A 26233-nucleotide genomic window follows, 5' to 3' on the forward strand; every position below is an offset into this window, starting at 1 on the left:
TTAAATTATTATGTTATCTATCAAATATCATTAATGTAAGAATTTATTCTGCCTCTATTTCAAAGTAAGTGTCCATAAAATTACGGAAATGTAGGGCATAGTTTTTATCCGCATTATTACTGTTTGGATCATTAATACAGAAGGAATGGGGCATGTGAAGATGTTCTTTTTTAAATAATAATTTTTTATATTGAGTCTGGGCATGTGAACTGCGTATGTTGAAATAGTAGCAAATTTCACGTTTTGGTGTAGCGTATCCGTCAAGGTACATCAACCAGGGTACTAAGAAACTGGCCATATTAAGTTCAGAATTATGGCGAACCTTGTTATTTAGGAAAGAATTTATTTCATCTTCAAATAATAACCATGCCTTTTCAAAGGATGTCTTTCTTAGTGGAATATAGGTATGTACTAAAGGTGTATCAATATTAATTTTTGGATAATATTTTTTTAAGAGTATAAGAGCATGTTCTGATGCAGTTAACGTTGGCGTAATTAATCCTCGTTGATACATTTTTTGCAGACTTTTATTGGCAACAAATAGGGAAGCCAAGCCATTATTTTCAAAAAAGTGGTTAGGCATCAGTGGTCTTGCAACAAAAACATCATCATTAAAATAAATAAAATGTTCACTTAAATCTGGAATTTTATATAAGTTTGCTTCAATGACGTGGGAATTGAACGTTGGTAAGTATTTGGCGTCAATAATTTGCGAATGATTGATTAATTTAATTTTAGAATGGGTGTTTTCATCTAACCATTTAGGTTTTTGATCCGCCGTTACAATAAAAATATTGCGGACCCACGGCATAAACTTCTGTACGGCCTGTACTGAATAAAAAAGTTCATTATGGTTGGAAAAGCGGGCAGGGTCGGTCGCATACAGGCCGATATCTTCCTGATCAATGGGCTGCAGGGTACGGTAATACTGCTCTTGCCATGCTTTATCGGTATTGTCGACCCAAGTAAAAACAACATCGATGGGGAAGTTTGGCAAAACGTTTTCTGTGAGTGATGCAAGATTGGCATCAGCATTGATCAGGGTGAATTCTTCAGTTTCAGGAATAGGCTGTTCTACATTATAAGGAGGAAAGCGTTTATTTAGAAAATCCCTAAAGAAAATATGGGGTTCTCTAAAAAATTTTCTAATTTTATTTAAATTCATTTGAAACTTTCTAATACTACAAAATAGAAACAGTTGATTCTGTTATGTTTTGAAGTCATTCAAACGTGACTGCTTCGGTCAATACTTTGCCTGCCAAGTCTTTAGGCGACAGGTTCGGCTCACCTTGCAACGGCCAGTCGATACCGACGGTCGGATCATTCCAAATCAGCGAGTGTTCGGCTTTGGGGTTGTAATAGTCTGTGCATTTATAGACGAACTCGGCTTCATCGCTCAGTACATAGAAGCCGTGAGCGAAACCTTCGGGTACCCACAGTTGGCGTTTGTTTTCTGCGGACAAGATCTCGCCTACCCATTTGCCGAAAGTAGGGGAGTCTTTACGCATATCGACGGCCACATCAAATACTTCGCCGACAACCACGCGTACGAGTTTGCCTTGTGTGTTTTCAGTTTGATAGTGCAGGCCGCGCAATACGCCTTTGCTGGATTTGGAGTGGTTTTCCTGCACAAAGGTGCGGTCGCAGACTTGGGTCTTGAACCACTCGTCGCGGAAAGTTTCCATAAAAAAGCCGCGCGAGTCGCCAAAGACTTGCGGCTCAAGCAGTTTTACGTCAGGAATGGCAGTATCAATGATGTTCATCTTTTTATCTTTCATCTAAAGGCCGTCTGAAAAGTTTCAGACGGCCTCAAACATTATTTTTTCAACAGGCGCAGCAAATATTGGCCGTATTGGTTTTTTGCCATCGGGCGCGCCAGCTCTTCCAGTTTTTCATCGGAAAGCCAACCGTTGCGCCAAGCGATTTCTTCCAGGCAGGCGATTTGCAGGTCTTGGATGTTTTGCACGGTTTGGACGAATGAAGCGGCTTCGTGCAGGCTCTCATGGGTGCCGGTGTCCAACCATGCGAAACCGCGTCCCAAAAGTTGTACCGACAATGAACCGTCTTCCAAATACATTTGGTTGAGGTCGGAGATTTCCAATTCGCCGCGGGCGGACGGTTTGATTTGTTTGGCGAATTCGACGACGCGTTGGTCGTAGAAGTACAAGCCGGTTACAGCCCAATCGGATTTGGGCTGTTGCGGTTTCTCTTCGATAGACAGGGCGTTGAAGTTTTCGTCAAATTCAACCACGCCGAAACGCTCGGGATCTTTGACCTGATAACCGAATACGGTTGCGCCGTGGGTCTTGGCGGCGGCCTGTTTCAATGTTTGCGTAAACGATTGGCCGTAGAAAATATTGTCGCCCAAAACCAAGCAAACATTGTCGTTGCCGATAAATTCTTCGCCGATGATAAATGCCTGTGCCAAGCCGTCCGGGCTGGGTTGCACTGCATAACTGATGGAAATGCCGAAATCGCTGCCGTCGCCAAGCAGGCGTTTGAAAGAGGCGTTGTCTTCGGGCGTCGTAATCACCAAAATATCGCGGATTCCTGCCAGCATCAATACGGACAGGGGATAGTAAATCATGGGCTTGTCGTATACGGGCAGCAGCTGTTTGGATACGCCGCGCGTGATGGGGTAGAGGCGAGTGCCGCTGCCGCCGGCGAGGATAATGCCTTTCATGGGTTTTCTCCTGAGTAGTGTGTGTTTGCGTGATTTTCAGACGGCCTAATATGGGAACAGGCCGTCTGAAAACTTATTTTCCGGTGCCTAAACGCTCTAAACGGTAGCTGCCGTTCAATACGTTTTGCCACCAGGTTTTGTTGTCCAAATACCATTGCACTGTTTTGCGGATGCCGGATTCGAATGTTTCCTGAGGTTTCCAGCCCAGCTCCCTGCCGATTTTGGCAGCATCGATGGCGTAGCGTACGTCATGGCCGGGGCGGTCTTGTACGAAAGTAATCAAATCTTCATAACGTGCCACACCGGCCGGTTTTTCAGGAACAAGCTCTTCCAGCAGGGCGCAGATGGTTTTGACGACTTCAATATTGGCTTTTTCATTGTGGCCGCCGATATTGTAGGTTTCGCCGACAATACCTTCGGTAACAACCTGATATAGCGCGCGTGCATGATCTTCGACAAACAGCCAGTCGCGGATTTGCATCCCGTCACCGTACACAGGCAACGGTTTGCCGTCAAGCGCGTTCAGAATCATCAAAGGAATGAGTTTTTCCGGGAAGTGGTACGGGCCGTAGTTGTTGGAGCAGTTGGTTACGATGGTCGGCAAACCGTATGTACGCAACCATGCGCGGACGAGGTGGTCGCTGGACGCTTTAGAAGCAGAGTAGGGGCTGGACGGCGCGTATGGCGTGGTCTCGGTAAACAAATCGTCTGTGCCGTGCAAATCGCCATAGACTTCATCGGTAGAAATATGGTGGAAGCGGAAGGCTTCGCGTTTTTCAGACGGCATTTGTTGCCAGTAGGCGCGGGCTGCTTCAAGCAGATTGAATGTGCCGACGATATTGGTTTGGATAAATTCGCCTGCCGAATCGATAGAGCGGTCGACATGGCTTTCCGCAGCCAAGTGCATCACGGCATCAGGCTGGTGTTGTGCGAAGACGCGGTCGAGTTCGGCGCGGTCGCAAATATCCACTTGCTCAAAAGCATAGCGAGGATTGCCTGCTACCTCAGTCAAAGATTCCAAATTGCCGGCATAAGTCAGCTTATCGACATTGACGACAGAGTCTTGGGTGTTTTGGATAATGTGACGGACAACGGCAGAACCGATAAAGCCCGCGCCGCCGGTAACAAGGATTTTTTTCATAAGTTTCAGAGGATAGTTAAAATAATATAAACGGATTATAGCAGACAGAATGTGTGTTTTTCAGATAAAGAGGCCGTCTGAAAACATCTCTTTCAGACGGCCTGTATTAAGTCAACTTAATCGTTGTAGCCATTTGGGTTGTTGCTGACCCAACGCCATGAGTCTTCCATCATCTGCGCCAAATTGCGTTTGGTTTCCCAACCGGTCTGCGCTTTGGTATAGGCGGGATCAGCGTAGAAACAGGCCAAATCGCCATCACGACGCGGTTTGATTTGGAACGGAATGGTCAAGCCGGAGGCCGCTTCAAAAGCACGGATGATTTCCAATACCGAGTAAGCACGTCCCGAACCCAAATTAAACAGGTGTACGCCCGAAACATCGCTTTTCGCCTGCATCGCCGCCACATGACCTTCCGCCAAATCCATCACATGGATATAGTCGCGCATACCCGTACCGTCTGGGGTAGGGTAGTCATCGCCGAAAACCGACAATTGCGACAGCTTGCCTGAAGCCACTTGGCAGATATAAGGCAGCAGATTGTTTGGGATACCGTTTGGCTGCTCGCCGATCAAACCGCTTTCATGCGCACCGATAGGGTTGAAATAGCGCAACAAAATCACGCTCCAACGCGGATCGGCCTTTTGGATATCCGTCAAAATGCGCTCCACCATAGACTTAGACGTGCCGTAAGGGCTGGTCGTATCCCCCAGTTGCATATCTTCCGTATAAGGTACTTTACCCGGATCGCCGTAAACCGTAGCAGATGAGCTGAACACAATCTTAAATACGCCGGCACGCGCCATTTCTTCAGCCAAAACCAAACTGCCCGACACATTGTTGTCATAGTATTTCATTGGTTCGGCCACGCTTTCACCGACTGCCTTTAAGCCGGCAAAATGAATGACGGCATCAATATCGTGTTCTGCAAAGATTTGACGCAACACTTCACGATCACGGATATCCCCTTGGTAAAAAGGCACAGACTTGCCGGTAATCTTTTCCAAGCGCGGGAGGATGTTGGCAGACGAATTGCATAAATTGTCCAAAATCACAGCATTAAAGCCTGATTTCAGCAGGGAAACAACGGTATGAGAACCGATAAAACCGATACCGCCAGTGATAAGAATAGTCATTGGTTTCCCTTAATTAAAATTGTGTTTGGAAGTCGTGAAACCGGTTGGCTGAAAATACAAACGCTTTCAGCTGACCTGATGTAAATGTTGTCAAAGAGGGACTGCTTTATTTGGATATTGTATATTTAGTTACCTGAAAAGTAAAAAAATATGGGATAATCACAGTGTTATGCACAGGGTGCAAAGCGTTATCATTTCAATTTTAATAAAAGGATCTTACCATGTCAGTATCTAACGAAGTTTTGGCGTTGATTTCACAAGTTGCACAAAAACAAGTGTCAGCAAATGAAGAATTGTTGTCTACAGGACTTATTGATTCTGTAAGCGCAATGGATTTGGTTATGGCCATCAAACAAAAATTTGATGTTGATTTGCCGTTTGAGCAACTGGTTGATATTTTGGCAAACTCAGCCAATATCATTCAATATGTTGAAAATAATTACAAAGGCTAAATCATGAAACAATTAAATGAATTCCAAAATCTTGATGATTTTTTGGAATACCGTTTCAGCCAAACTTCGGGAAAAGCGTTAGTTAATGATACTCAGGAATGTTCTTGGGAAGAATTGCGCGTAAAAATAGCCACATTTATCGAGGCTTACAAAAGCATAGCAGATATTACCAAAAACATTCCTCTGGTGTTGCACGGCCATAAAGAAATTGATTTTGCAGTGGCAATTTATGCCTGCTTATTAAACAAAATCCCTTTTATTCCGGTGGATAGTATTTATCCTGAAAGCCGTCTGAACAATATCTGCCAACTGTCGAAAGCACGCTTTGTGTACCGTTCGGCAACGCAAACTTTTGAAAAGCAGACTGATGAAGAAGTAGAGCTGGCTGAAAAAGATTTGGCTTACATCATGTTTACTTCAGGAACAACCGGCGCACCTAAGGGTGTGCAAATCGGTCGTGAAGCTGTATTCAACCTGATGAAATGGATGAAAGAGCAGCTTAATTTAGCCGCACCTAATGTGTTTATGAATCAGGCTCCGTTTGCGTTTGATTTGTCAATGTACGAAATCTTCGGCAACTTGGCTTACGGTGGTTGTATTGTCATGAACAGTCGTGATGCTATTTCTAATCCTGCCACCTGGATTGATTTTTTGGCCAAACAACAAATTACTACTTGGGTTTCCACGCCTTCTTTTGCCATGCAGCAGCTGCTTAACCCTAAATGTAGTCAGGCTACTTTACCGAGTTTGAAAGAATTTTTGTTCTGTGGCGAAAAACTTGGCAAACCAGTAGTAAATATGATTTTTCAAAAATTTCTCGGTGTCCGTGTTATCAATACCTATGGTCCGACTGAGGCTACTGTAGCAACACCTTACGTTGATATTACACCTGATATGCTGGCGGCAGAAGAAGAGTTGCCTGTAGGCGTTGCTGTGCTTAATTCCCAATTAGAGATTGTTGACGAAGAGATTTGGATTAGCGGTAACCATGTGATGCGTGGCTATCTGAACAACGAAACTGAAAATGCTAAACGCTTGGTAGTACACAGTGCAGATAACCGTACTTATAAAACAGGTGACTACGGTTTTGAAAAAAATGGATTGTTCTATGTACAAGGCCGTAAAGACGAGCAGATTAAGCTCAATGGCTACCGTATCGAACTTTCAGAAATTGAAGAAAAAATCCTTAACCTTAAGGAATTTGCCTTTGATAATGTGGCAGTAGTGGCTTTGAAGCGCAACACAGGCGCAGTATTGCGTTTGGTGTGTTTCTATACAGCCAAGCAAAGTGCAGATACTCAGGCGATTAAAGACGCATTAGTACAAAATTTACCGTCTTATATGATGCCGTCTGAATTTATTCACATTGATGAAATTCCGGTCAGCACCAACCACAAAACCGACAAAAAAGCATTGTTGGAAAAATATCAGCAGGGTTTATAAAATGGATTTATATCAAATTCAGCAAAACATCTTACGAAAAGCCAAGATTGATCCTCAAAAGGTTAACGCTTGGATTTATAACAATCAAAGTATAGTGTTCGATTTTCTGTTGAACGACTATTTTGTCAGCATCAGCTATTCAACATTAGGTCAAACTTTTAACTTTATTGAGCGTAATAAGAGCAAGGTTTCTAAGATTTCTGGTTTCCATAAATTTCTAAAATATATTTCAGAAATTTATGGAAGTTACCCACAATCGGTTAATCAAGAAAAGACAGTATTGTCTTTTAAATTTGCTGAAGCCGATTGGATAAAAATTGAGGATAAATTTAGTGAGATTTTAGAGGTTACTTCCATTTATCTTGGCAGCGAACTATGCTACATCCTAAATGTAGAAAGAGATAAAGACATTAATTTAGCCGAGTACTTGGATAAACCAGAAATTGAATACATTGGTATTAAAGGCGACAGTAATGAGTTTTTCCTAAGTTATGCTCGGAATCATGGTTTAAGTGATTATGTTTATGAGCTAAACAATAAAGGTTTTTTAGCTGTTGAATACAAAATGGGTGTAAGTGTGTTCCGTCGTGTGAACAAGCACAGTTATAAAGATCTTTTGGCTTATTTCCCAGACTCTTTTCATGAGTTGGAAAATGTTATTTATACTGTTGAAGCACCGAAAGTATTGAGTGCCAACAAGAAAAACCTATTAGTGTTGTTCTCTTATACCAATAAGAGCAATGAGAATATGGTTGACCGTTATTATAGCCATCCATTTCCATTTATCAGCAACAGCATTATGCCAAATACTTATATCATCCGTATGGCTGATGTATCAGACGCGTTTGGTAGTCACGGTTTGAATACAAAGTTTGATGAAAATATCGAAGACAATATCCAGCGTTTCATTAAGAGCCTGATGAGTATTTATGGCGTAGATAAGAAAAACGTAGTCATTTGTGGTGCATCATCAGGCGGTACAGGGGCGGTATATCACGGCTTAATTGGTGGGTACAAAACCTTTGCAATCGACCCATTTTTGGGCAACCATAAATACTATGGTGGCAAAGATCCATTGTATCTGCACTCTATCCGTACGCCGATTTTGGAGACTTTCAAAAAGCTACCAGATGTAATTGATCATAACCTTGAAAATCAAGTGGTCATTTCATCGGCTAAAGTATCAGAGTTTTATCCGGATATTAAAGAGCTGAAAGAAGCCTTGCCTACAGTTGTATTATGTGAGTTTGACTTTGAAAAAATTCAAAAGCACATAGATTTTTCAGGCAACACAGTATTCTTGTCCAATACCATTATCAATAATTTGCTGTTGGACATCCATATTACTGATTCGGATATTAATCTGAATTAAAATATGAAGTAGATATATGGTAGCTTGATTAGTGTATTAACAGTAAAGGCCGTCTGAAAACATAAAAGTTTTCAGACGGCCTTTTTTAAGATAAAACAGAGACTACTCTAAACAAGCCAATTGTTTTTTCAGACACTCAGCCTGTAATGCCTTGTCACCTTTCGCTTCGGCTATTTCAGCTGCCAGTTTCCAATATGCTGCTGTGTCTTGTAGAGAGAGACTGTCAAAATAACGTTGTGCTGCCTGATGGTTTTTCAGACATAAAGCAGTTGTATAAAGATACATCGTTTCCAGTGAGGTTCATGCGAAATCAGCCAAATATTTGGGTTACAGACTCCTAATCTTGGTTTTGGGCAAGTTTTTCAGCTTCATACAAGGCTAAAGACGGATTTTCAGGATATTTTTGTCGCAGTTTGGCTAATAGATATGCTTCGCCGTCAGTATTGCCAGTATCGTGCATTTTTTTCAGATAATCGACTACCAAATCTTCAGGAATTAAGAGTAGATTTTCCTTAAAGGCACGATTAAGCTGGGTAAATAGTTTGTCAGAATCACCTCGTAATTTTGCAAGTCTTGCAATGGCAATACGGCAACTTGGATCATTTTTAGTGTGCTTTTCAAAAGCAACCAAATACTGATGAGCACCTTGTATATTGCCAAGTTTCATGCAGAGGTAAGAAGCCAACAGCTCAGGTTTTTGATGGCTTTTTTCATGATTATCCAAGCGATCAATGTATATTTTCAGTAAAGCTAATGCTATAAAATAATTCTGCTCCGATAGCTTTTGTGCTACGGCTAACAAAGGTTGATATGAGTCAGGTAAGTCTGTGCCTATGCGGGCAAACAGTTTTTCAAACGGCCTCTCCGCTTGGTAAAACGAGGCTGCAAGTAATGCTGCAAGTAAATCGTTTTGTGTTCCTATATGCTCGTTTTCAGCAAAAAATTCTGCTCCTTTAATGGCATTACCGATATATAAGTCCATTTTCGCATGCCAGTAACCTGCGATATCGGGATAATCAGGTAACAGATTTTGCAATGTATTAAACTGTTTGCTTTTAAATAAAGCATTCAGATAACGATAACGATAATTAGCTGTTTCTTCCGCATTCAGACGGCCTGTATCTAGCAAAGTTTGGATACGTCTTGCTGCTAAGTCCCAGGCATGGATATTTTCCGATCTGTTAATTATATTTTTTAATAAAGATAAACGATCTTCATCAATTACGGGAGTTGGTTCCTGTAAAGACATAACTACATCATAAATACGCTTACAATTTTTTCCATCACGATTAGGGTATAAGTTCTTAAGACGGGTTTTATATGGCTCATAGATTCTTCTATGATTCATAACAAATTTTTGTAAGTTATCTAATAATTCTTGGAGACTATATGCGATAGGACCAAAACCATCTCTTTTATAATCAAAATACCCTTGATTAGAGGTATGATTACCTGAAAAAAATGTATCTGCATCGAATTGGTAATATAAAGTACCACGTTCTAAAAAAGCCATATCAAATGTAATAGAAGAGTAATCAGTTATTAAAAGACAAGATCGAGCTAAATAATCCTGAATAGAAAAATCTTCCGCATTAATTGGGCTTTCTATATAGTCAGGTAAGTTAAACAAAGGCAGATAGTCAGTAATATTAGGATGAGGAATAAATGTTAATGTATATCCATACTCATCTAAAATTCTTTTAACCTCATGGCTATGTAGGAACTCATACCAGTGTTTAAAATAATCTGTATTTTTAAAATCGGGATTTAATTCACGGGTTACTTTTCCCGACTTTAGTGGGCCAACTACATGATTTCTCCATGTAGGCATAATTACAATATTTTTTGAAGATCTATATTTTTTAGCTTTACGCATTAACATATCATGTCTTGCTAACCCAGTTAGTTTGACTTCATATGAGTATTTATAAGGACTTTTTTCTCCTCCGATAAAATTATATTCAGGGATTGTAGACGTACAAAATATATCTATTTTAGGAACATTATTCAGCCATTCTGATAGATCATGCATAATCACCCCATGTTGAAGAAATACAAATTTCTTATCTTTCAATGTATCACGACCAAAATATTCTGTAAAATATTTATCGCAATGTGAGCTGAAAATTACAGATGCCTCTTTATATATTCTCTTGAATAAAGGTGAGTTAAATTCTAAGAGATTAAAATTACTCTTTTTTAGTCTAGTACAATCTATTGAATCTTTATTCAATACAAAATATATTGGTTGGTTTGGATGTTTTTTAGCTATATACCTATATAAATGTTCCGCATTATCATCAGCCTTGGTTTCCTTATCAATAAAAATCCAAGGTTTTTCAGTAATAGAAATAGGATTGTTCTTGGTAGTTGTATTTAATAAAAAATTACCAGTATATTCTTGTTTATTATATACTATTTTAACTGTAGATTTTGATTTTATTTCTAAAGTAGTACTGAATTCATCAATAGGAAGCCATATACGATATTTATTTATAAAAGTTTTATCTAGAAAAGAATAGCCTTTTTCTTTTCTAAATGCAGGAATAGAATATTTTCCATTTATGTAATATTCCATACTCACATCATCTTTTGCATAAAAATATATTTCTATCAAGTTATTCGAATAGTCAATTTTATTAACATATACCATTTCAAAATTAACTTCTTCATTTTTGAAAAGATTTATCATGCCTGATTTATAAAAAAAGCTACATCCATGCAGATGAAACTGCATAATTGTCTGCTTATCTATATAGTTAAAGCATTTGTAGAATAATCTTAGGAATTCCTCTTTTTCATAATTAGTCAAGAAACTAATGACTTGTTCATTTTTTATAAGTAATTTAATGTACTGAATGGCAAAATATAAAAAAGTAAATTGGATGTTTAATGGTACATTATTATACTTTTTCATATAATTTTCAAACATAACAAGATAGCCATATTTAAAAACATCTATGTATTTTTCTTTCTTTTGCCATTGAGTATTAGTTGTTGAGCTTCCATCTTCACGTGTTCTATAAAAATAATATACTGTATCCAAGAAATATATATATTCATTTGTTTGTATTAAGAAATAATCAGCTACAAATTTTCCATCTTCAAAAGAAGGTTTAATCTTTTCATCAAAATATAATCCATTATTTTGGATTACTTTGGTTTTAAAGAGAGCGGTACAGACGGATAATTGTATTTTATTTTTTAGATCACTAATTCTAATTTTTTTGATATTATCTTTGAAGCAGTATGATAGGGGAGCTGTGTCATAAGAATAGCTACCTGTATTTTCTTTATAAACAGCTATAGGGACAGAAATTAATGTAACTTCTTTTTCTAGATGCAAGACCTTATCTATTTCCCAAAAATAATTAGGAGAAACAAAATCATCTGGATCTATAAAGGTTACCCATTCAGTTTCAACATATTGCAAGCCTAAATTACGTGCAGAGGACTGCCCGCCATTTTCTTTATGGAAATAGCGGATATTTTGAGGAAACTTCTGCTGCCACTTTTGGATAATCTTAGCTGATTTATCACTTGAGCCATCATCAACTAGAATAACTTGAATATGTTTTTTGAAGTTTAGTCTTTGTTTTGTCAGACTGGAAAAAAAGTCATCTAGATATTTTTCAACATTATATACTGCAGAAACAATTGTATATTGGTTTTTACCGGTACGTTTAATTGGTATATATTTTTTTATTTGTGTAGTACGTTTTTTGTACATATCTACAAAAAAAAGTTTTGGGTCACGAAGAAGTTTTCTAAGTTTTCTATTCATTGTACGTTATCCAAATTTATAAATTAGTGAATAATATTGTTTAAATATGCGTATTAATGTCTTAATAGTTATTTAGATCAAGAGATCTTGTTTGGGAGATTGTTGGTGTCTAAAAAGTAGAGTATTTAACCAAATCCTTCCAGAAATTTAATATGTTATACAGAGAATTTACTATAATGATAACATATTTTACAATGTGGTATAGGTGGAATAGCTGGCTTCTTAGCGTTATTTGGTATGGAATTTGTGGGGAAGGAGTGTTTCGCTATTTTTAACGAAGCTACATACCGTTTTGAAACTGCTGGTTTTAATAATGGTATGGCGAATCAAGGAAGCGCATCGACAATTGTAATGAGGTATGCTTTGCGAGGAGGTTGCGGCCAGCAAAGAGGATGCTGGGTTCTAGAGCTGTTTTTTTAAGTCGTTTCATTTTTTGCAATGTGGTAAAAATCGGACGTTGTTTTTCAGACGGCCTAAATTGATTTTCAGATGTTATAATGATGGAATTGAATTCCAAGTATATTAGGATTTTATCTGTGTTTAAAGCTAAATTTTTTGCTCAGCGCGGGATGTTGCTGATGTTCAGTACAGTGTTGTCAGCATGTAGTCTACTCCCTGCTTCCGGCCCAAGTACTGGTAAAGTTGTTGCTTTGGGGCAACAGAGTGAGGCAAATATTCCCGATGTGGAATTAGTAGATGTTAATGCTGATGTGGCTGCTTCTCTTTATCAAGCTCAAGTGGGTCAATCCTTGGCCCAGCTGGGAGAGGGCTATGCTTCTGTCGGTGCCATTGACGTCGGTGATATGTTGGACATTACGATTTGGGAAGCTCCTCCGGCTGTGTTGTTCGGCGGGGCTTTGTCGTCTACCGGTTCGGGTAATGCGCAGCAAACGAAGCTGCCTGAACAGATGGTCAGCTCTTCAGGCACGATTTCTGTGCCGTTTATCGGCGATGTATCTGTCCTTGGTAAAACACCGGTTCAGGTGCAAAACATCATTAAAGGCCGTCTGAAAAAAATGGCGAACCAGCCGCAGGTAATGGTGCGCATGGTGCAAAACAATGCGGCGAATGTATCGGTTATCCGCGCGGGTAACAGTGTGCGTATGCCTTTGACGGCTGCAGGCGAGCGTGTGTTGGATGCGGTGGCTGCTGTGGGCGGTTCGACTGCGAATGTACAAGATACGAACGTACAGCTGACACGTGGTAATGTTGTGAGAACGATTGCTCTGGAAGATTTGGTGGCGCATCCGCGTCAAAATATTTTGTTACGCCGCGGTGATGTAGTCACAATGATTACAAACCCAAGCACATTTACTTCTATGGGTGCTGTCGGTCGCGCACAGCAGATTGGTTTTTCTGTGAAGGGCTTGTCTTTGGCCGAGGCTGTGGGACGTATGGGCGGGCTGCAGGATTATAGTGCAGATGCACGCGGCGTATTTGTATTCCGTTATGCGCCTTTGTCTGAGTTGCCGCCGGAAAAACAATCTAAATGGGCCGAAAAAGGTTATGGCGATCGCGCGGAAATTCCTGTGGTCTACCGTTTGAATCTGACAGATGCGAATTCTATGTTTTGGATGCAGCGTTTCCCTGTGAAGGATAAGGACGTGGTGTACGTATCGAATGCGCCGTTGGCTGAAGTACGTAAGTTCTTGTCATTTGTGTTCTCACCGGTGGTTAGCGGTGCGAGCAGTATTAATAATTTAACGAACTGATGGGGAAAATAATGTCTGAACAAGTTTCTGCAAATGTGGATGTGAAACCGGAACAACCGGCTCCCGAAAAGAAAAAGGCCAAGAAGTCTTGGTTGCGTAAGATTAATCCGTTGCTTTGGGTAACGGTTATCGTGCCGACTTTGTGTTCCGGTGTGTATTACGGGCTATTTGCTTCTGATCAGTTTACATCCCAGTCCAGCTTTGTGGTGCGTTCTCCTAAGAGCCAATCGTCTTTGAACGGCTTGGGCGCCATTTTGCAGGGGTCTGGTTTTTCTCGTGCTCAAGACGATATTTATACCGTGCAGGAATATATGCAGTCGCGTTCGGCTTTGGATGCGTTGCGTAAGAAAATGCCCGTGCGTGATTTTTATGAAAAAGAAGGCGATATTTTCAGCCGTTTTAATGGTTTTGGCCTGCGTGGCGAGGATGAGGCGTTTTATCAATACTACCGAGATAAGGTATCCATCCATTTTGACTCTGTCTCAGGCATTTCCAATTTGAGCGTTACATCGTTCAATGCCGGTGAATCTCAAAAGATCAATGATGCTTTGCTCAAACAAGGTGAGGTATTGATCAACCAGCTGAACGAACGTGCGCGTCAGGATACGATTCGTTATGCTCAAGAAGTGGTCAATTCGGCTGAAGAACAAGTTAAAGAGGCTTCTGCCCAATTGACAAAATTCCGTGTGTCCAACGGTATTTTTGACTTGAAGGCGCAATCCGATGTGCAAATGGGTTTGGTGTCTAAATTGCAGGACGAGTTGATTGTCATTCAAACCCAGCTTGACCAGGTAAAAGCCGTTACGCCTGAAAACCCGCAAATTCCAGGTTTGATTGCGCGCGAGAAGAGCTTGCGTAAAGAAATCTCGCAACAAATGAAAGCGATTTCCGGCGGTGGCGAGGGTTCGTTGTCCAATCAGGCGGCGGAATATCAACGCGTGTATTTGGAAAACGAATTGGCCGAAAAACAATTGGCTGCGGCGATGACTTCTTTGGAAAGTGCAAAAGCGGAAGCAGATCGCCAGCAATTGTATTTGGAAGTGATTTCCCAGCCGAACAAACCTGACTTGGCACATGAGCCAAACCGTTTGTACAACATCGTGGCAACGTTTGTCATCGGTTTGATTGTCTATGGCATTGCCGTGTTGCTGTCTGCAAGTATCCGTGAGCATAAAAACTGATGAAAGAGCTACATAAAACATCGTTTTTGGAGTCGTTGCTTATCCAAAAAAGGGTAATCGGCGCACTCTTAATGCGTGAAATTATTACTCGCTACGGTCGTAATAACATTGGTTTTTTGTGGTTGTTTGTCGAACCTTTGCTGCTGACTTTGGTTATGGTGTTGATGTGGAAATTCTTCCGTATGAACAACGTGTCGGCTTTGAATATCGTGGCATTCACGCTGACAGGCTATCCGATGATGATGATGTGGCGTAATGCCTCTAATCGCGCTATCGGTTCGATTGCGGCCAACACAAGCCTGCTGTATCACCGAAATGTACGCGTTTTAGATACCATTTTTGCGCGTATGTTGTTAGAGATTGCCGGTGCTACTATTGCTCAGGTTGTGATTATGTTTGCATTGGTCCTCATCGGCTGGATTGATGTACCGGCAGATATTTTCTATATGTTGTTGGCTTGGCTTTTGATGGCAATGTTTGCCGTTGGATTGGGGCTGGTCATCTGTTCGGTGGCGTTTCACTTTGAGCCGTTTGGCAAGGTTTGGAGTACCATTAGTTTTGTGATGATGCCTTTGTCCGGCGTGTTTTTCTTCGTACACAACCTGCCTCAGCAGTTGCAACACTATGTACTGATGATTCCGATGGTGCATGGTACAGAAATGTTCCGTGCCGGATATTTTGGTAACAGCGTTACGACTTACGGAAATCCTTGGTATATTTTGTTGTGTAACTTGGTTTTGCTGCTGCTTGGTTTGGCGATGGTGGCGAGATTCAGCAAAGGGGTTGAGCCGCAATGATTTCAGTTGAACACGTTTCCAAGCGCTATCTGACCCGCCAAGGTTGGCGGACAGTCTTGCACGATATCAACTTCAAAATGGAGAAGGGCGAGAAAATCGGTATTCTCGGCCGCAACGGTGCAGGTAAATCGACGCTTATCCGTTTGATCAGCGGCGTTGAGCCGCCGACCACGGGTGAAATCAAGCGGACGATGAGTATTTCTTGGCCTTTGGCATTCTCCGGTGCGTTTCAAGGCAGTCTGACCGGTATGGACAATTTGCGTTTCATCTGTCGGATTTACAATGTCGATATCGATTATGTGAAGAACTTTACCGAAGAGTTTTCCGAGCTGGGTCAGTATCTTTACGAGCCGGTTAAGCGTTATTCTTCAGGTATGAAGGCGCGTTTGGCATTTGCTTTGTCGTTGGCGGTAGAGTTTGACTGCTATCTGATTGACGAAGTGATTGCAGTTGGTGACTCGCGCTTTGCCGATAAATGTAAGTACGAGTTGTTTGAAAAGCGCAAAGACCGTTCCATCATCTTGGTGTCACACAGCCACAGCGCCATGAAGCAATATTGCGATAATGCGATGGTGCTGGAAAAAGGACATATGCACCAGTTTGAAGACATGGACAAAGCCTACGAATATTATAATTCGCTGCCTTAAAGCGATTGTTTTTTAAATCAGGCCGTCTGAAATTTCAGACGGCCTGTCCGTTGGAATTCTATTGATGAACATTACTCAAATTCTTTCCCAAGAACTTTCGGCTACGGCCGCGCAAATTAATGCCGCTATTGAGCTTTTAGACGACGGCGCGACCGTGCCGTTTATCGCGCGTTACCGTAAAGAAGCCACAGGCGGGCTGGATGATACGCAGCTGCGTCAGCTTGCCGAGCGGTTGCAATATCTGCGCGAGTTGGAGGAGCGCAAAGCCGTTGTTTTAAAAAGCATTGAAGAGCAAGGTAAGCTTTCAGACGACCTCAAAGCGCAAATCGAAGCCGCCGACAACAAAACCGCGCTGGAAGACCTGTATCTGCCCTACAAGCCCAAACGCCGCACCAAAGCGCAAATCGCGCGTGAACACGGTTTGCAGCCGCTGGCGGACGTGTTGCTTGCCGAGCAGCCGCAGGACGTGGAAGCCGCCGCGCAAGGCTACCTGAACGAAAATGTTCCAGATACCAAAGCCGCGCTGGACGGCGCGCATGCGATTCTGATGGAGCAGTTTGCCGAAGATGCGGAACTCATTGGCACGCTGCGCGACAAGTTGTGGAATGAAGCTGAAATCCACGCGCAAGTCGTTGAAGGCAAAGAAACCGAAGGCGAAAAATTCAGCGATTATTTCGACCATCGTGAACCTATTCGTGCGATGCCCAGCCATCGTGCGCTAGCGGTTTTGCGTGGCCGCAACGAAGGCGTGTTGAACATCGCGCTCAAATACCAGCCCGACGATACGCCTATTACGCAGCAAAGCAAATACGAGCAACTCATCGCCCGCCGCTTCAAGGTTTCAGACGGCCACAAATGGCTGCGCGACACCGTGCGCCTGACTTGGCGCGCGAAAATCTTTTTGTCGTTGGAACTTGAAGCCTTAGGCCGTCTGAAAGAAGCCGCCGACACCGACGCGATTACCGTGTTCGCCCGCAATCTCAAAGACTTGCTGCTCGCCGCGCCTGCCGGACGGCTGACCACTTTGGGTCTCGACCCTGGCTACCGCAACGGCGTGAAATGCGCCGTAGTGGACGACACGGGCAAGCTGCTGGATACGGTCATCGTCTATTTGCATCAAGAAAACAATATGTTGGCAACGCTGTCGCGCCTGATTAAACAACACGGCGTGAAGCTCATCGCCATCGGCAACGGCACCGCCAGCCGCGAAACCGACAAAATCGCGGGCGAACTGGTGCGCGGAATGCCCGAAAACAGCCTGCACAAAATCGTCGTTTCCGAAGCCGGCGCATCGATTTATTCCGCGTCCGAACTGGCGGCACGCGAGTTCCCCGACTTGGACGTTTCCCTGCGCGGCGCGGTGTCCATTGCCCGCAGGCTGCAAGACCCGCTCGCCGAGTTGGTCAAAATCGACCCCAAATCCATCGGCGTGGGCCAGTATCAGCACGACGTAAACCAAAGCCAGCTCGCCAAATCGCTGGACGCAGTGGTTGAAGATTGCGTGAACGCCGTCGGCGTGGATGTGAACACCGCCTCCGCCCCGCTCTTGGCGCGGATTTCCGGTTTGAATCAAACCCTTGCCCAAAACATCGTCGCTTACCGCGATGAAAACGGCGCGTTTGACAGCCGCAAAAAATTGCTGAAAGTGCCGCGTTTGGGCGAAAAAACCTTCGAGCAGGCGGCGGGCTTTTTGCGGATTAACGGCGGCAAAGAGCCGCTGGATGCGAGCGCCGTCCACCCCGAAGCCTATCCCATCGTCGCCAAAATGCTGGCGCAACAAGGCATTACCGCCGCCGAACTCATCAGCAACCGCGAGCGCGTGAAGCAAATCAAAGCGTCCGACTTCACCGACGAACGCTTCGGCCTGCCGACCATTTTGGACATCCTGTCCGAACTGGAAAAACCCGGCCGCGACCCGCGCGGCGAGTTTCAGACGGCCTCATTCGCCGAAGGCATCCACGAAATCAGCGACTTGCAAGTCGGCATGATACTCGAAGGCGTGGTTTCCAACGTCGCCAACTTCGGCGCGTTCGTGGACATCGGCGTCCATCAGGACGGTTTGGTACACATCTCTGCCTTATCCAATAAATTCGTCCAAGACCCGCGCGAAGTGGTGAAAGCCGGCGACGTAGTGAAAGTGAAAGTGCTGGAAGTCGATGCTGCCAGAAAACGCATTGCGTTAACCATGCGTTTGGATGACGAACCGGGCAGTGCCGCCAAAAGCAACAGGCCGTCTGAAACCCGACATCAAGAACGCCGCGACCGCAGACCACAACGTAACGACCGCGCCCCGACCAATTCGGCAATGGCAGATGCGTTTGCGAAGCTGAAGCGGTAAGGTAGAAAATCAATTAAAGGCCGTCTGAAAAATGATGTTCAGACGGCCTTTATCGTATGGGGCGAATGAGATAATTGGTGGAGTGGATAGTGATGCGCCCGTTGAATGTTACCGATACATTTTGTAGTAGGTATCTGCAAATAAGCGTATAGTTCCAAATATCACAAACCCATCATCACAACCTTAGGAGTTCAAACCATGAAACCTATTTTGTTTGCTGCGCTGATTTCCTGTTTCTCCGTTGCTGCGTATGCGGCCTGTACCGACAGCCAGCAGCAGTGCGTGATTTATAAAAACGGCAACGTCGCGACAGAAGGCGGTTGTACAGTCAGCAAGTGCCAAAGTGCCGATGCGCAAGTGTTGAAATGGAAGTTGAAAAACGGCAAAGGCGTGACCGTTGAAATCGGAAAAAACGGTAAGGTTTTGGTGAACAAGAAACCGGGTGCGAAAGCGAACAACAGCAATGCGTCAGGCATGGGTTTGACATGCTATGCCGCCGATGCGGACAAACGCGAACAGTTCTGCTCGACCAATTATTGATTGGGTTGTTGCTTTGATTAAAGGCCGTCTGAAAAGTGTTTCAGACGGCCTTGATGTTTATCCTTCCGATATTTTTTCATTGAGAAAGTCGATAAAGCTGCGCACTTTCGCACTGAGAAATGCCCTGTCGACATAAGTGGCGTTCAGTTGGTCTGTCCAGATGGTGTAATCGGGCAGGAGTTGGATCAATGTACCATCCTTCAATTCCTGCTGAACCGCCCAAAGGGGCTGATAGCCTATGCCTGCACCTGCTTTAATCAGCTCGCGGATCATCAGCGTGTTGTCGCTGCGGATAACCGGGGAGAGATGGAGAATGGCTTTTTCTCCGGTGTGGCGGTGGGCAATTTCCCAGTTTTGTTGGCTGGTATAGGAAGGCAGGATGGTTTGATGCTGCATGACGGCTTCGGGCGTATCGGGTGTGCCGTGTCGGGCCAGATAGTCGGGAGCGGCAAGCAGGACGAATTCGATTTTGGCCAGCGGTTTGACGATCAGCGAAGGGGAGGGGGTTTTGGAAACGCGCAAGGCGAGGTCGAAACCTTCGGCGATAAGGTCGATATGGCGGTTGTCGAGGACAAGGTCAAGCGTGACTTTGGGATAACGCTGGCGGTATTCTGCTAGCCATGCGCTCATATTGCCGCCTGCAAACCATAGGGGCATGGTAACGCGCAACATACCTTGCGGCGTGTCGGTACCGCCTGCCGCTTTTTGGGCGGCGGTGTCCAAGGTATCCAGCGCGTAGCTGCATTGACGGTAGTATTCTTCGCCTGCTTCGGTCAGGTGGAGGTTGCGGCTGTTGCGGTGTAAGAGCTTGGCTTGAATGGTGTTTTCCAGATGGCTGACGTGTTTGCTGGCCATGGCGGTGGAGATGTCGAGCTGATCGGCGGCACGGGTAAAACTGCCGCTTTGAACAACTTGGCGGAAAACTTTCAGGCTGAACAGGGTGTCCATGATTTCTTATTAGGAAACGTTGTATCAATAATTTGAGTATATATCTCTTACTGGGAATTATCTATACTGCACTTATTGAAATTGCTCCCTACCTCTTTCAGGTAGCCATTAAAATAAGGATTATGAAGATGTCAACCCTCAAATCATTCCAACCTGTTGTATTGTCTGTCTTGCGTATTGTTGCGGCGTATTTGTTTTTGCTGCATGGTACGGCCAAGTTTTTCAGTTTTCCGATGTCCATGGGCGGCGCGCCTGAAGGTTTGATGCTGGTGGCCGGTATTTTGGAAATTGTCGGCGGTATCTTATTGATATTGGGCCTGTTCACCCGTCCGGCCGCGTTTGTTTTGTCTGGTCAGATGGCAGCCGCCTACTTTATGGCGCACGCGTCTTCTGGTGATGTTTTGTTCCCATTGGCCAACCATGGCGAATCTGCCGTTTTGTTCTGCTTCGTGTTTTTGTACCTGGCAGTAGCCGGTGGCGGAGCGTGGGCTTTGGATAACGTTTTTGGTAAAGATAAAGATTAATTTAAGGAAAAGATCATGACTTATTCTGTTTTGCAACAAGCTGCTGAAACCCGTCGTTCTATCTATGCATTGAACAACACCCTACCACTGTCCAATGAGGAAGTAACCAAAATCATCGAACACGCCGTTTTGCATACGCCGTCTTCTTTCAATTCGCAATCTGCCCGAGTGGTTGTATTGTTTGGCGAAGAACATGCTAAAGTGTGGCATTTTGTCGAAGAAGCTTTGCGTGCAATTGTTCCTGCCGAGCAGTTTGAAGCCACTGCGCAAAAACTGAACTTGTTTAAAGCAGGCGCGGCGACAGTTTTGTTCTTTGAAGATCAAGATGTTGTCAAAGGCTTGCAAGAGCAGTTCCCATCTTATGCGGCCAACTTCCCGATCTGGGCGGATCAGGCAAATGCCATGGTTCAATATGCTGTATGGACAACATTGGCGGCTGCCGGTATCGGCGCCAATCTGCAACACTACAATCCGCTGCCTGATGCGGCCATTGCCAAAGAATGGAACTTGCCGGAAAGCTGGTTGTTGCGTGCGCAAATGGTGATTGGCGGTATCGCGGCTTCAGCCGGTGAAAAAGCCTTCCAACCAATCGAAGGCCGTCTGAAAGTATTCGGCGCATAAATGAAATGATTTTTTAAACCAAGGGCGTAATGTTTGCGCCCTTTTTGAAATACCAAAATTAAAAAGGCCGTCTGAAAACAGTTTCAGACGGCCTTTTATCTATGCCATGAAATCAACCGCGACGCCAAGTCGTACCGCCAGCGTTGTCTTCCAGAATGATTTTGTGTTCGTTCAGAAGGTCGCGGATGCGGTCGGATTCCGCCCAGTTTTTATCCGCGCGTGCCTGTTTGCGGCGGGCGATCAAATCGTCGATTTCCTCGTTGGACAGGCCGTCTGAAACCGCGCCGCCTTGCAGAAACTCAATCGGATCGCGTTGCAGCAGGCCGATGATGCCGCCCAAGGCTTTCAGGCAGCCGGCAAGGTGCGCATCATTGGTTTTGTTCACTTCGCCTGCCAGCTCAAACAACACGGCAACTGCTTCGACCGTACCGAAATCGTCGTTCATGGCGGTGTAGAAGCGGCGGGTGTAGTCATTGGCGTTTTCAGATAAATCAAACTCAGCCGCTGGTGTGTTTTTCAATGTAGTGTACAGACGGGTCAGCGCACCTTTTGCGTCGTCCAAATGCGCGTCGGAGTAGTTCAACGGGCTGCGGTAGTGGGCGCGCAGAATGAAGAAACGCACGACTTCAGGGTCGTATTGTTTCAACACTTCGCGGATGGTAAAGAAGTTGCCCAACGATTTGGACATTTTTTCGCCGTCCACACGGATGAAGCCGTTGTGCAGCCAGTATTTGACGTGGCTGGCGATGCTTTGACCGTGGTGGGTTTGCGCGTGGTCATGTCCGCAGGTATGGCCTGTCGCGCCGACACTTTGGGCGATTTCGTTTTCGTGGTGCGGGAATTGCAAATCCGCGCCGCCGCCGTGAATATCGAAAGTATCGCCGAACAGGTTTTCACTCATGGCCGAGCATTCAATATGCCAACCCGGACGGCCGTTACCCCACGGGCTTTCCCATGCCGGCTCGCCTGCTTTGGCCGCTTTCCACAATACAAAATCAAGCGGATCGCGTTTGAAACCGTCCACTTCTACACGCTCACCTGCGCGCAGGTCGTCCAACGATTTGCCCGACAATTGACCGTAAGCAGAAAACTCGCGCACGGCGTAGTAAACGTCGCCGTTTGCGGCAGGGTATGCTTTGCCGTTTTGAATCAGGGTCTCAATCATGGCAATCATTTGCGGGATGTTTTCCGTCGCCTTCGGCTCAATATCCGGACGCAACACACCCAAAGCATCGGCATCTTCGTGCATAGCCTGAATGAAACGCGCGGTCAGTTCGCTGATGGTTTCGCCGTTTTCAGCCGCACGGGCGATGATTTTGTCGTCGATATCAGTGATATTGCGCACATAAGTAAGCGGATAGCCGCACTCGCGCAACCAGCGGGCAATCATGTCGAACACGACCATCACGCGGGCGTGACCCAAGTGGCAATAGTCGTAAACAGTCATGCCGCAAACGTACATACGCACGTTTTTAGGATCGATGGGGGTGAAGGGTTCTTTTTGGCGGGTAAGGGTGTTGTAGATGGTGGTCATAGGCTCTATTCAATAGATAATTTATGAAATTTAGAGACGAGATTAAAATAATGTAACCATATATTCTGTATCAGGAATCTCATGTATCCAAAGACAGTTTTCAAGATAATTAAGTTCATAGTCGATTAGATAATCTCGAATAGTTTTTTCAGTTACTTTGTTATGAATGCCCAAACACCATGGTTCTCTTCCTGTTCTTAGACTTGAACGTCTTATGCTTCTAAATTTCTCGATGTCATTAATCATGTTTCTAATGCATGTTCGAGCAACTTCATTTTGTTTAATTTCTAAGGGGATTGATTCTTGTGCATATTTTTGCCTGATATAAAAATCAATTGATATATTATTTCGGTAGTCTTTTTTTCTTTTATCTAGAGAATGCCGTGATTCACGCTCCCATTCAGCAACATTTTCATGTTGTTGTAAAAATATCGCTAGTTCAATTTGAAACCAAGTTTCCCAACCAGAAATTTTTGTTTGTTTCATGATTTGGAAGCGCTCAATTAAGTCAGGCTGAGATAAAAATTCAGTTAGTAAATTTTTTAGAAAATTAAAATCTTTATGAATCTTATACATAGGAAATATCCGCAATATTGTATCAATATTATATTCAGACGACCTCTTTATCAAACAAAGGTCGTCTGAAATTTTTTATTCCGGCTTAAACACGCCTGTATCGGTTTTAGGCTGTTGCTCGGCAATCTCAACATTTGCGGTTGCTTGCTCCGCTTCGCCTTTTTCAGCTTCAATGCGTTTTTTCTCGGTCAGGTATTGGTTGATTTGGTGTACCAATTCCTGTGTGCCTTGGTGGGTCAGGGCGCTGATTTGGAAGAGGCGCGGAGTTTCCATATCGAATTGGAAGCGGTCGTCTGGTTTCGGATAGTCCCAGCCGATGGCTTCGAGGAAGGCGGCGCTACGCGCTTGGGCTTCTTCTTCGTCGAGCATGTCGAGTTTGTTCAGCACGAGCCAGCGTGGTTTGCCGTAAAGTTCTTCATCGTATTTGCGCAATTCGTTGATGATGGCAAGGGCTTCTTCTGCTGGATTGACGGTTTCGTCGAAGGGCGCCAAATCGACGACGTGCAGCAGCAGACCGGTGCGTGATAAGTGTTTGAGGAAACGATGGCCGAGGCCTGCGCCTTCTGCCGCGCCTTCAATCAGGCCGGGGATGTCGGCCATGACGAAGCTGTGGTTTTCGTCGATGCGCACGACGCCTAAATTCGGATGCAGGGTGGTGAAGGGGTAGTTGGCGATTTTGGGACGTGCGGCGGATACGGCGGTAATCAGGGTGGATTTACCGGCGTTGGGCATGCCTAACAAGCCGACATCGGCGAGGACTTTAAGCTCGAGTTGCAGGGAGCGGGTCTCGCCTTCTTCGCCGGGGGTGGATTGTTTGGGCGCGCGGTTGACGGACGATTTGAAGTGGATGTTGCCCAAGCCGCCTTTGCCGCCTTTGGCAAGGCAGACGCGCTGGCCGTGGTAGGTAAGGTCGGCGATGATTTCGTCGGTGTCGAGGTCGCGGATAAGGGTGCCGACGGGCATTTTGAGGACGATGTCGTCCGCACCTGCGCCGTAGCGGTCGGAGCCGTGGCCTTTTTCGCCGTTTTTGGCTTGGTAGCGTTTGACGAAGCGGTATTCGACGAGGGTGTTGGTGTTTTCGTCGGCTTCTGCCCAAACGCTGCCGCCTTTGCCACCGTCGCCGCCGTCAGGGCCGCCGCGGGGCACGAATTTTTCGCGGCGGAAACTGGTTGCGCCATTACCGCCTTTGCCTGCGGCGACTTCGATTTTTGCTTCGTCGATAAATTTCATGATGTTCTCTTATGGGTATTCGGTTGTTTCAGACGACCTTTGTTGATAGAGGAGTTTGGTGTCTGAACGGATAAAATGTTGCTTATTATAAAGGATATTTCGGTTTTAGGCCGTCTGAAATATGGTTTCAGACGGCCTTGGATTTATTGGGCGAGGGCTTGGTCGATTTCTTGATAGAGTTGGGTGAAATTGGGTTCGCCAACGTAGGTTTTGAGGATGTTACCGTTTTTGTCAATCAGGACAGAAGTCGGGTAAACCTGTGTGCCAAAGGCTTTTGCGGCAGTTTTGTCGGCATCGTACATGACGGTGAAGGGAAGGCCGTATTCTTTGACGTACTGATGGACGCTCTCAATAGGGTCGATGGGCTGGGCAATGCCGAGGACTTGGAAATTTTTGCCTTGATAATCTTGGGCGGTTTTGATGATTTTAGGCATCTCGCTCACGCAGCCGGGGCAGGAGGGAAACCAGAAGTTAATGAGGGTAACTTTGTCTTTCAAATCGGCGTTGGTAATGGTTTTGCCTTGCAGGTCGGGCAGGGCGAAATCAGGGGCGGCTTTGTTGCTGGGGATAAGGACAAAGGCAAGAAGCGCGCCAATTGTGGCAACGACAAGGAGTGTGAGTATTTTTTTCATAATTCGAGGTTTTGAATGGCGTGTGCTAAGGTTGGGGGAACGCTGATGCTGCGGCCGCTTTCGCTGCTGACGGGCATAAGGGTAACTTCAGCTTCGATGGCGGCTTTGCCGTTGGGCAGAGTCGCGGTTTGGCTGAGGATGATGTGGCGTGTGCCGATGTCTTTCAGACGGCCTGTAAAGGTCAAGACATCGCCTTCAAGCGACGGGCGGCGATAGCGGATATCAACGCGTGCAACAACGAGCATGATGCCTTTGAGTTCGGACAGAAGCTCATGCTCTTGAAAAAACGTCCAGCGCGCTTCTTCGAGAAATTCGAGATAGCGCGCATTGTTGACGTGGCCGTAGCCGTCGAGGTGGTAGTTGCGGACGGTCAGTTTCATCAGTTGAGATTGATGGGTTGGAACTCTTCGCGTGCGATTGGTTCGTGTTCAAGGTCGGTAATCACGGTGGAGAGTTGGATGTCGAACCATTCGTTGAAAATGTCAGCATCCAAATCCGGCCATTCGCTTTCGTCTTCGCACCAGTCAGCCAATTCTGCAGCAAAAATATCTTCAAAACGCGCTTCGATTTCGTCCCATACTTCGTCGGCGGTTTCGCACGGGCGAACGAGGTAGGAATTGGCATCGGCTTGGATATCTTCAAGTGTCAGGCCGTCTAGGTGATTGCCGGGCAGGGATTTCAGCCAGTTCCAAAAAGGATCGAGGGGGATAAGCAGGAAGACGCTGCGGTTGACTTCGTACATGGTGTTTTCCTTGGTTTCTGTATAGTTGAATGATATAGCAAAGGTGGTGGACTGGCTATCTTTTGGGGGATAAAGGCCGTCTGAAAAAATACGGTATAAGGTATAGCCAGATAGGGTTTGTTTCCTAAATCTGTTGTGTAAACAACACGGTTATTTTCTGTATCTATATGGTATGAGGAGAAAATATCAAGTTTTGAATATAA

General features: G+C 44.8%; 24 protein-coding genes. 11 read left to right on the plus strand and 13 right to left on the minus strand.

What is annotated here, in order from left to right; genetic code table 11:
* Positions 1–43 precede the first annotated feature (43 nt).
* The 5 genes from DBY97_RS06070 to galE form a co-directional block, all read right to left on the minus strand.
* Positions 44–1165: a stealth family protein gene (locus tag DBY97_RS06070; RefSeq protein WP_107857805.1), complete on the minus strand. Its 1122-nt coding sequence runs from the start codon at positions 1163–1165 to the stop codon at positions 44–46.
* 55 nt (positions 1166–1220) lie between these two features.
* Positions 1221–1763: a dTDP-4-dehydrorhamnose 3,5-epimerase gene (gene rfbC, locus DBY97_RS06075; protein WP_199900740.1), complete on the minus strand. Its 543-nt coding sequence runs from the start codon at positions 1761–1763 to the stop codon at positions 1221–1223.
* Positions 1764–1816: 53 nt separating this feature from the next.
* On the minus strand, positions 1817–2683 hold the full coding sequence (rfbA, locus tag DBY97_RS06080; RefSeq protein ID WP_049332928.1) for a glucose-1-phosphate thymidylyltransferase RfbA: 867 nt from the start codon (positions 2681–2683) through the stop codon (positions 1817–1819).
* A gap of 73 nt (positions 2684–2756) precedes the next feature.
* Entirely contained in the window at positions 2757–3824 is a 1068-nt protein-coding gene (gene rffG, locus DBY97_RS06085) for a dTDP-glucose 4,6-dehydratase (RefSeq protein WP_107857807.1), read from the minus strand.
* Between the two features lie 116 nt (positions 3825–3940).
* Positions 3941–4957 carry a UDP-glucose 4-epimerase GalE gene (galE, locus tag DBY97_RS06090; protein ID WP_107857808.1) on the minus strand — a complete coding sequence of 339 codons (1017 nt, stop codon included), beginning with the start codon at positions 4955–4957 and terminating at the stop codon, positions 3941–3943.
* A gap of 221 nt (positions 4958–5178) precedes the next feature.
* On the opposite strand from galE, the gene DBY97_RS06095 reads away from it, so the two are divergent.
* From DBY97_RS06095 to DBY97_RS06105, 3 genes are read left to right on the plus strand one after another with little or no spacing between them, the layout of a single operon-like run.
* On the plus strand, positions 5179–5409 hold the full coding sequence (locus DBY97_RS06095; RefSeq protein ID WP_003747973.1) for an acyl carrier protein: 231 nt from the start codon (positions 5179–5181) through the stop codon (positions 5407–5409).
* A 3-nt stretch (positions 5410–5412) separates the two neighbouring features.
* Complete coding sequence (locus DBY97_RS06100; RefSeq protein ID WP_107857809.1) at positions 5413–6852, plus strand: AMP-binding protein; 1440 nt, start codon at positions 5413–5415, stop codon at positions 6850–6852.
* Between the two features lies 1 nt (position 6853).
* On the plus strand, positions 6854–8224 hold the full coding sequence (locus tag DBY97_RS06105) for an XcbB/CpsF family capsular polysaccharide biosynthesis protein (RefSeq protein ID WP_107857810.1): 1371 nt from the start codon (positions 6854–6856) through the stop codon (positions 8222–8224).
* Positions 8225–8561: 337 nt separating this feature from the next.
* Here the strand turns inward: DBY97_RS06105 and DBY97_RS06110 are convergent, their stop codons facing one another.
* Positions 8562–12008 carry a CDP-glycerol glycerophosphotransferase family protein gene (locus DBY97_RS06110; RefSeq protein ID WP_234394526.1) on the minus strand — a complete coding sequence of 1149 codons (3447 nt, stop codon included), beginning with the start codon at positions 12006–12008 and terminating at the stop codon, positions 8562–8564.
* Positions 12009–12544: 536 nt separating this feature from the next.
* Here DBY97_RS06110 and DBY97_RS06115 point away from each other — a divergent pair.
* From DBY97_RS06115 to DBY97_RS06140, 6 genes are all read left to right on the plus strand, one after another.
* Positions 12545–13720, plus strand: coding sequence for a polysaccharide biosynthesis/export family protein (locus tag DBY97_RS06115; RefSeq protein WP_107857835.1), 1176 nt, complete (start codon positions 12545–12547; stop codon positions 13718–13720).
* A gap of 11 nt (positions 13721–13731) precedes the next feature.
* Positions 13732–14901 (plus strand): capsule biosynthesis protein, encoded by a 1170-nt coding sequence (locus DBY97_RS06120; protein ID WP_107857811.1) that lies wholly within the window; start codon positions 13732–13734, stop codon positions 14899–14901.
* Positions 14901–15698, plus strand: a complete 798-nt coding sequence (locus tag DBY97_RS06125; RefSeq protein ID WP_107857812.1) for an ABC transporter permease — start codon at positions 14901–14903, stop codon at positions 15696–15698. The genes DBY97_RS06120 and DBY97_RS06125 overlap by 1 nt, the downstream gene beginning before the upstream one ends.
* Positions 15695–16345, plus strand: coding sequence for an ABC transporter ATP-binding protein (locus tag DBY97_RS06130; RefSeq protein WP_036492188.1), 651 nt, complete (start codon positions 15695–15697; stop codon positions 16343–16345). Before DBY97_RS06125 ends, DBY97_RS06130 begins: the two co-directional genes overlap by 4 nt.
* A gap of 64 nt (positions 16346–16409) precedes the next feature.
* On the plus strand, positions 16410–18683 hold the full coding sequence (locus tag DBY97_RS06135; protein WP_107857813.1) for a Tex family protein: 2274 nt from the start codon (positions 16410–16412) through the stop codon (positions 18681–18683).
* Positions 18684–18881: 198 nt separating this feature from the next.
* A complete protein-coding gene (locus tag DBY97_RS06140) occupies positions 18882–19223 on the plus strand; it encodes a hypothetical protein (RefSeq protein ID WP_107857814.1) in 342 nt (113 codons plus the stop codon).
* Positions 19224–19280: 57 nt separating this feature from the next.
* On the opposite strand, the gene DBY97_RS06145 is transcribed toward DBY97_RS06140, so the two are convergent.
* Positions 19281–20171: a LysR family transcriptional regulator gene (locus tag DBY97_RS06145; RefSeq protein ID WP_107857815.1), complete on the minus strand. Its 891-nt coding sequence runs from the start codon at positions 20169–20171 to the stop codon at positions 19281–19283.
* Between the two features lie 128 nt (positions 20172–20299).
* Between DBY97_RS06145 and DBY97_RS06150 the strand changes: the two genes are divergently transcribed.
* Positions 20300–20695, plus strand: coding sequence for a DoxX family protein (locus DBY97_RS06150; protein WP_107857816.1), 396 nt, complete (start codon positions 20300–20302; stop codon positions 20693–20695).
* A 15-nt stretch (positions 20696–20710) separates the two neighbouring features.
* Positions 20711–21316 (plus strand): nitroreductase family protein, encoded by a 606-nt coding sequence (locus DBY97_RS06155; RefSeq protein WP_107857817.1) that lies wholly within the window; start codon positions 20711–20713, stop codon positions 21314–21316.
* 112 nt (positions 21317–21428) lie between these two features.
* On the opposite strand, the gene cysS is transcribed toward DBY97_RS06155, so the two are convergent.
* The 6 genes from cysS to DBY97_RS06185 form a co-directional block, all read right to left on the minus strand.
* A complete protein-coding gene (cysS, locus tag DBY97_RS06160; protein WP_107857818.1) occupies positions 21429–22850 on the minus strand; it encodes a cysteine--tRNA ligase in 1422 nt (473 codons plus the stop codon).
* Between the two features lie 42 nt (positions 22851–22892).
* Positions 22893–23426 (minus strand): hypothetical protein, encoded by a 534-nt coding sequence (locus tag DBY97_RS06165; RefSeq protein ID WP_070873693.1) that lies wholly within the window; start codon positions 23424–23426, stop codon positions 22893–22895.
* A gap of 75 nt (positions 23427–23501) precedes the next feature.
* Entirely contained in the window at positions 23502–24656 is a 1155-nt protein-coding gene (gene obgE / locus DBY97_RS06170; protein ID WP_107857819.1) for a GTPase ObgE, read from the minus strand.
* Positions 24657–24799: 143 nt separating this feature from the next.
* Positions 24800–25288: a peroxiredoxin family protein gene (locus DBY97_RS06175; protein WP_004519060.1), complete on the minus strand. Its 489-nt coding sequence runs from the start codon at positions 25286–25288 to the stop codon at positions 24800–24802.
* A complete protein-coding gene (locus tag DBY97_RS06180; RefSeq protein ID WP_107857820.1) occupies positions 25285–25668 on the minus strand; it encodes an acyl-CoA thioesterase in 384 nt (127 codons plus the stop codon). Before DBY97_RS06180 ends, DBY97_RS06175 begins: the two co-directional genes overlap by 4 nt.
* Complete coding sequence (locus tag DBY97_RS06185; RefSeq protein ID WP_003681812.1) at positions 25668–26030, minus strand: hypothetical protein; 363 nt, start codon at positions 26028–26030, stop codon at positions 25668–25670. The genes DBY97_RS06180 and DBY97_RS06185 overlap by 1 nt, the downstream gene beginning before the upstream one ends.
* Positions 26031–26233: the final 203 nt, after the last annotated feature.

Source organism: Neisseria subflava, from assembly GCF_003044645.1.
GTDB lineage: Bacteria > Pseudomonadota > Gammaproteobacteria > Burkholderiales > Neisseriaceae > Neisseria > Neisseria subflava_B.

Excerpts from the sequence above, each read along its gene's own strand:
- DBY97_RS06070 (WP_107857805.1), bottom strand. The coding sequence starts at position 1,165 with ATGAATTTAAATAAAATTAGAAAATTTTTTAGAGAACCCCATATTTTC.
- rfbC (WP_199900740.1), bottom strand. The coding sequence starts at position 1,763 with ATGAACATCATTGATACTGCCATTCCTGACGTAAAACTGCTTGAGCCG.
- rfbA (WP_049332928.1), bottom strand. The coding sequence starts at position 2,683 with ATGAAAGGCATTATCCTCGCCGGCGGCAGCGGCACTCGCCTCTACCCC.
- rffG (WP_107857807.1), bottom strand. The coding sequence starts at position 3,824 with ATGAAAAAAATCCTTGTTACCGGCGGCGCGGGCTTTATCGGTTCTGCC.
- galE (WP_107857808.1), bottom strand. The coding sequence starts at position 4,957 with ATGACTATTCTTATCACTGGCGGTATCGGTTTTATCGGTTCTCATACC.
- DBY97_RS06095 (WP_003747973.1), top strand. The coding sequence starts at position 5,179 with ATGTCAGTATCTAACGAAGTTTTGGCGTTGATTTCACAAGTTGCACAA.
- DBY97_RS06100 (WP_107857809.1), top strand. The coding sequence starts at position 5,413 with ATGAAACAATTAAATGAATTCCAAAATCTTGATGATTTTTTGGAATAC.
- DBY97_RS06105 (WP_107857810.1), top strand. The coding sequence starts at position 6,854 with ATGGATTTATATCAAATTCAGCAAAACATCTTACGAAAAGCCAAGATT.
- DBY97_RS06110 (WP_234394526.1), bottom strand. The coding sequence starts at position 12,008 with ATGAATAGAAAACTTAGAAAACTTCTTCGTGACCCAAAACTTTTTTTT.
- DBY97_RS06120 (WP_107857811.1), top strand. The coding sequence starts at position 13,732 with ATGTCTGAACAAGTTTCTGCAAATGTGGATGTGAAACCGGAACAACCG.
- DBY97_RS06125 (WP_107857812.1), top strand. The coding sequence starts at position 14,901 with ATGAAAGAGCTACATAAAACATCGTTTTTGGAGTCGTTGCTTATCCAA.
- DBY97_RS06130 (WP_036492188.1), top strand. The coding sequence starts at position 15,695 with ATGATTTCAGTTGAACACGTTTCCAAGCGCTATCTGACCCGCCAAGGT.
- DBY97_RS06135 (WP_107857813.1), top strand. The coding sequence starts at position 16,410 with ATGAACATTACTCAAATTCTTTCCCAAGAACTTTCGGCTACGGCCGCG.
- DBY97_RS06140 (WP_107857814.1), top strand. The coding sequence starts at position 18,882 with ATGAAACCTATTTTGTTTGCTGCGCTGATTTCCTGTTTCTCCGTTGCT.
- DBY97_RS06145 (WP_107857815.1), bottom strand. The coding sequence starts at position 20,171 with ATGGACACCCTGTTCAGCCTGAAAGTTTTCCGCCAAGTTGTTCAAAGC.
- DBY97_RS06150 (WP_107857816.1), top strand. The coding sequence starts at position 20,300 with ATGTCAACCCTCAAATCATTCCAACCTGTTGTATTGTCTGTCTTGCGT.
- DBY97_RS06155 (WP_107857817.1), top strand. The coding sequence starts at position 20,711 with ATGACTTATTCTGTTTTGCAACAAGCTGCTGAAACCCGTCGTTCTATC.
- cysS (WP_107857818.1), bottom strand. The coding sequence starts at position 22,850 with ATGACCACCATCTACAACACCCTTACCCGCCAAAAAGAACCCTTCACC.
- DBY97_RS06165 (WP_070873693.1), bottom strand. The coding sequence starts at position 23,426 with ATGTATAAGATTCATAAAGATTTTAATTTTCTAAAAAATTTACTAACT.
- obgE (WP_107857819.1), bottom strand. The coding sequence starts at position 24,656 with ATGAAATTTATCGACGAAGCAAAAATCGAAGTCGCCGCAGGCAAAGGC.
- DBY97_RS06175 (WP_004519060.1), bottom strand. The coding sequence starts at position 25,288 with ATGAAAAAAATACTCACACTCCTTGTCGTTGCCACAATTGGCGCGCTT.
- DBY97_RS06180 (WP_107857820.1), bottom strand. The coding sequence starts at position 25,668 with ATGAAACTGACCGTCCGCAACTACCACCTCGACGGCTACGGCCACGTC.
- DBY97_RS06185 (WP_003681812.1), bottom strand. The coding sequence starts at position 26,030 with ATGTACGAAGTCAACCGCAGCGTCTTCCTGCTTATCCCCCTCGATCCT.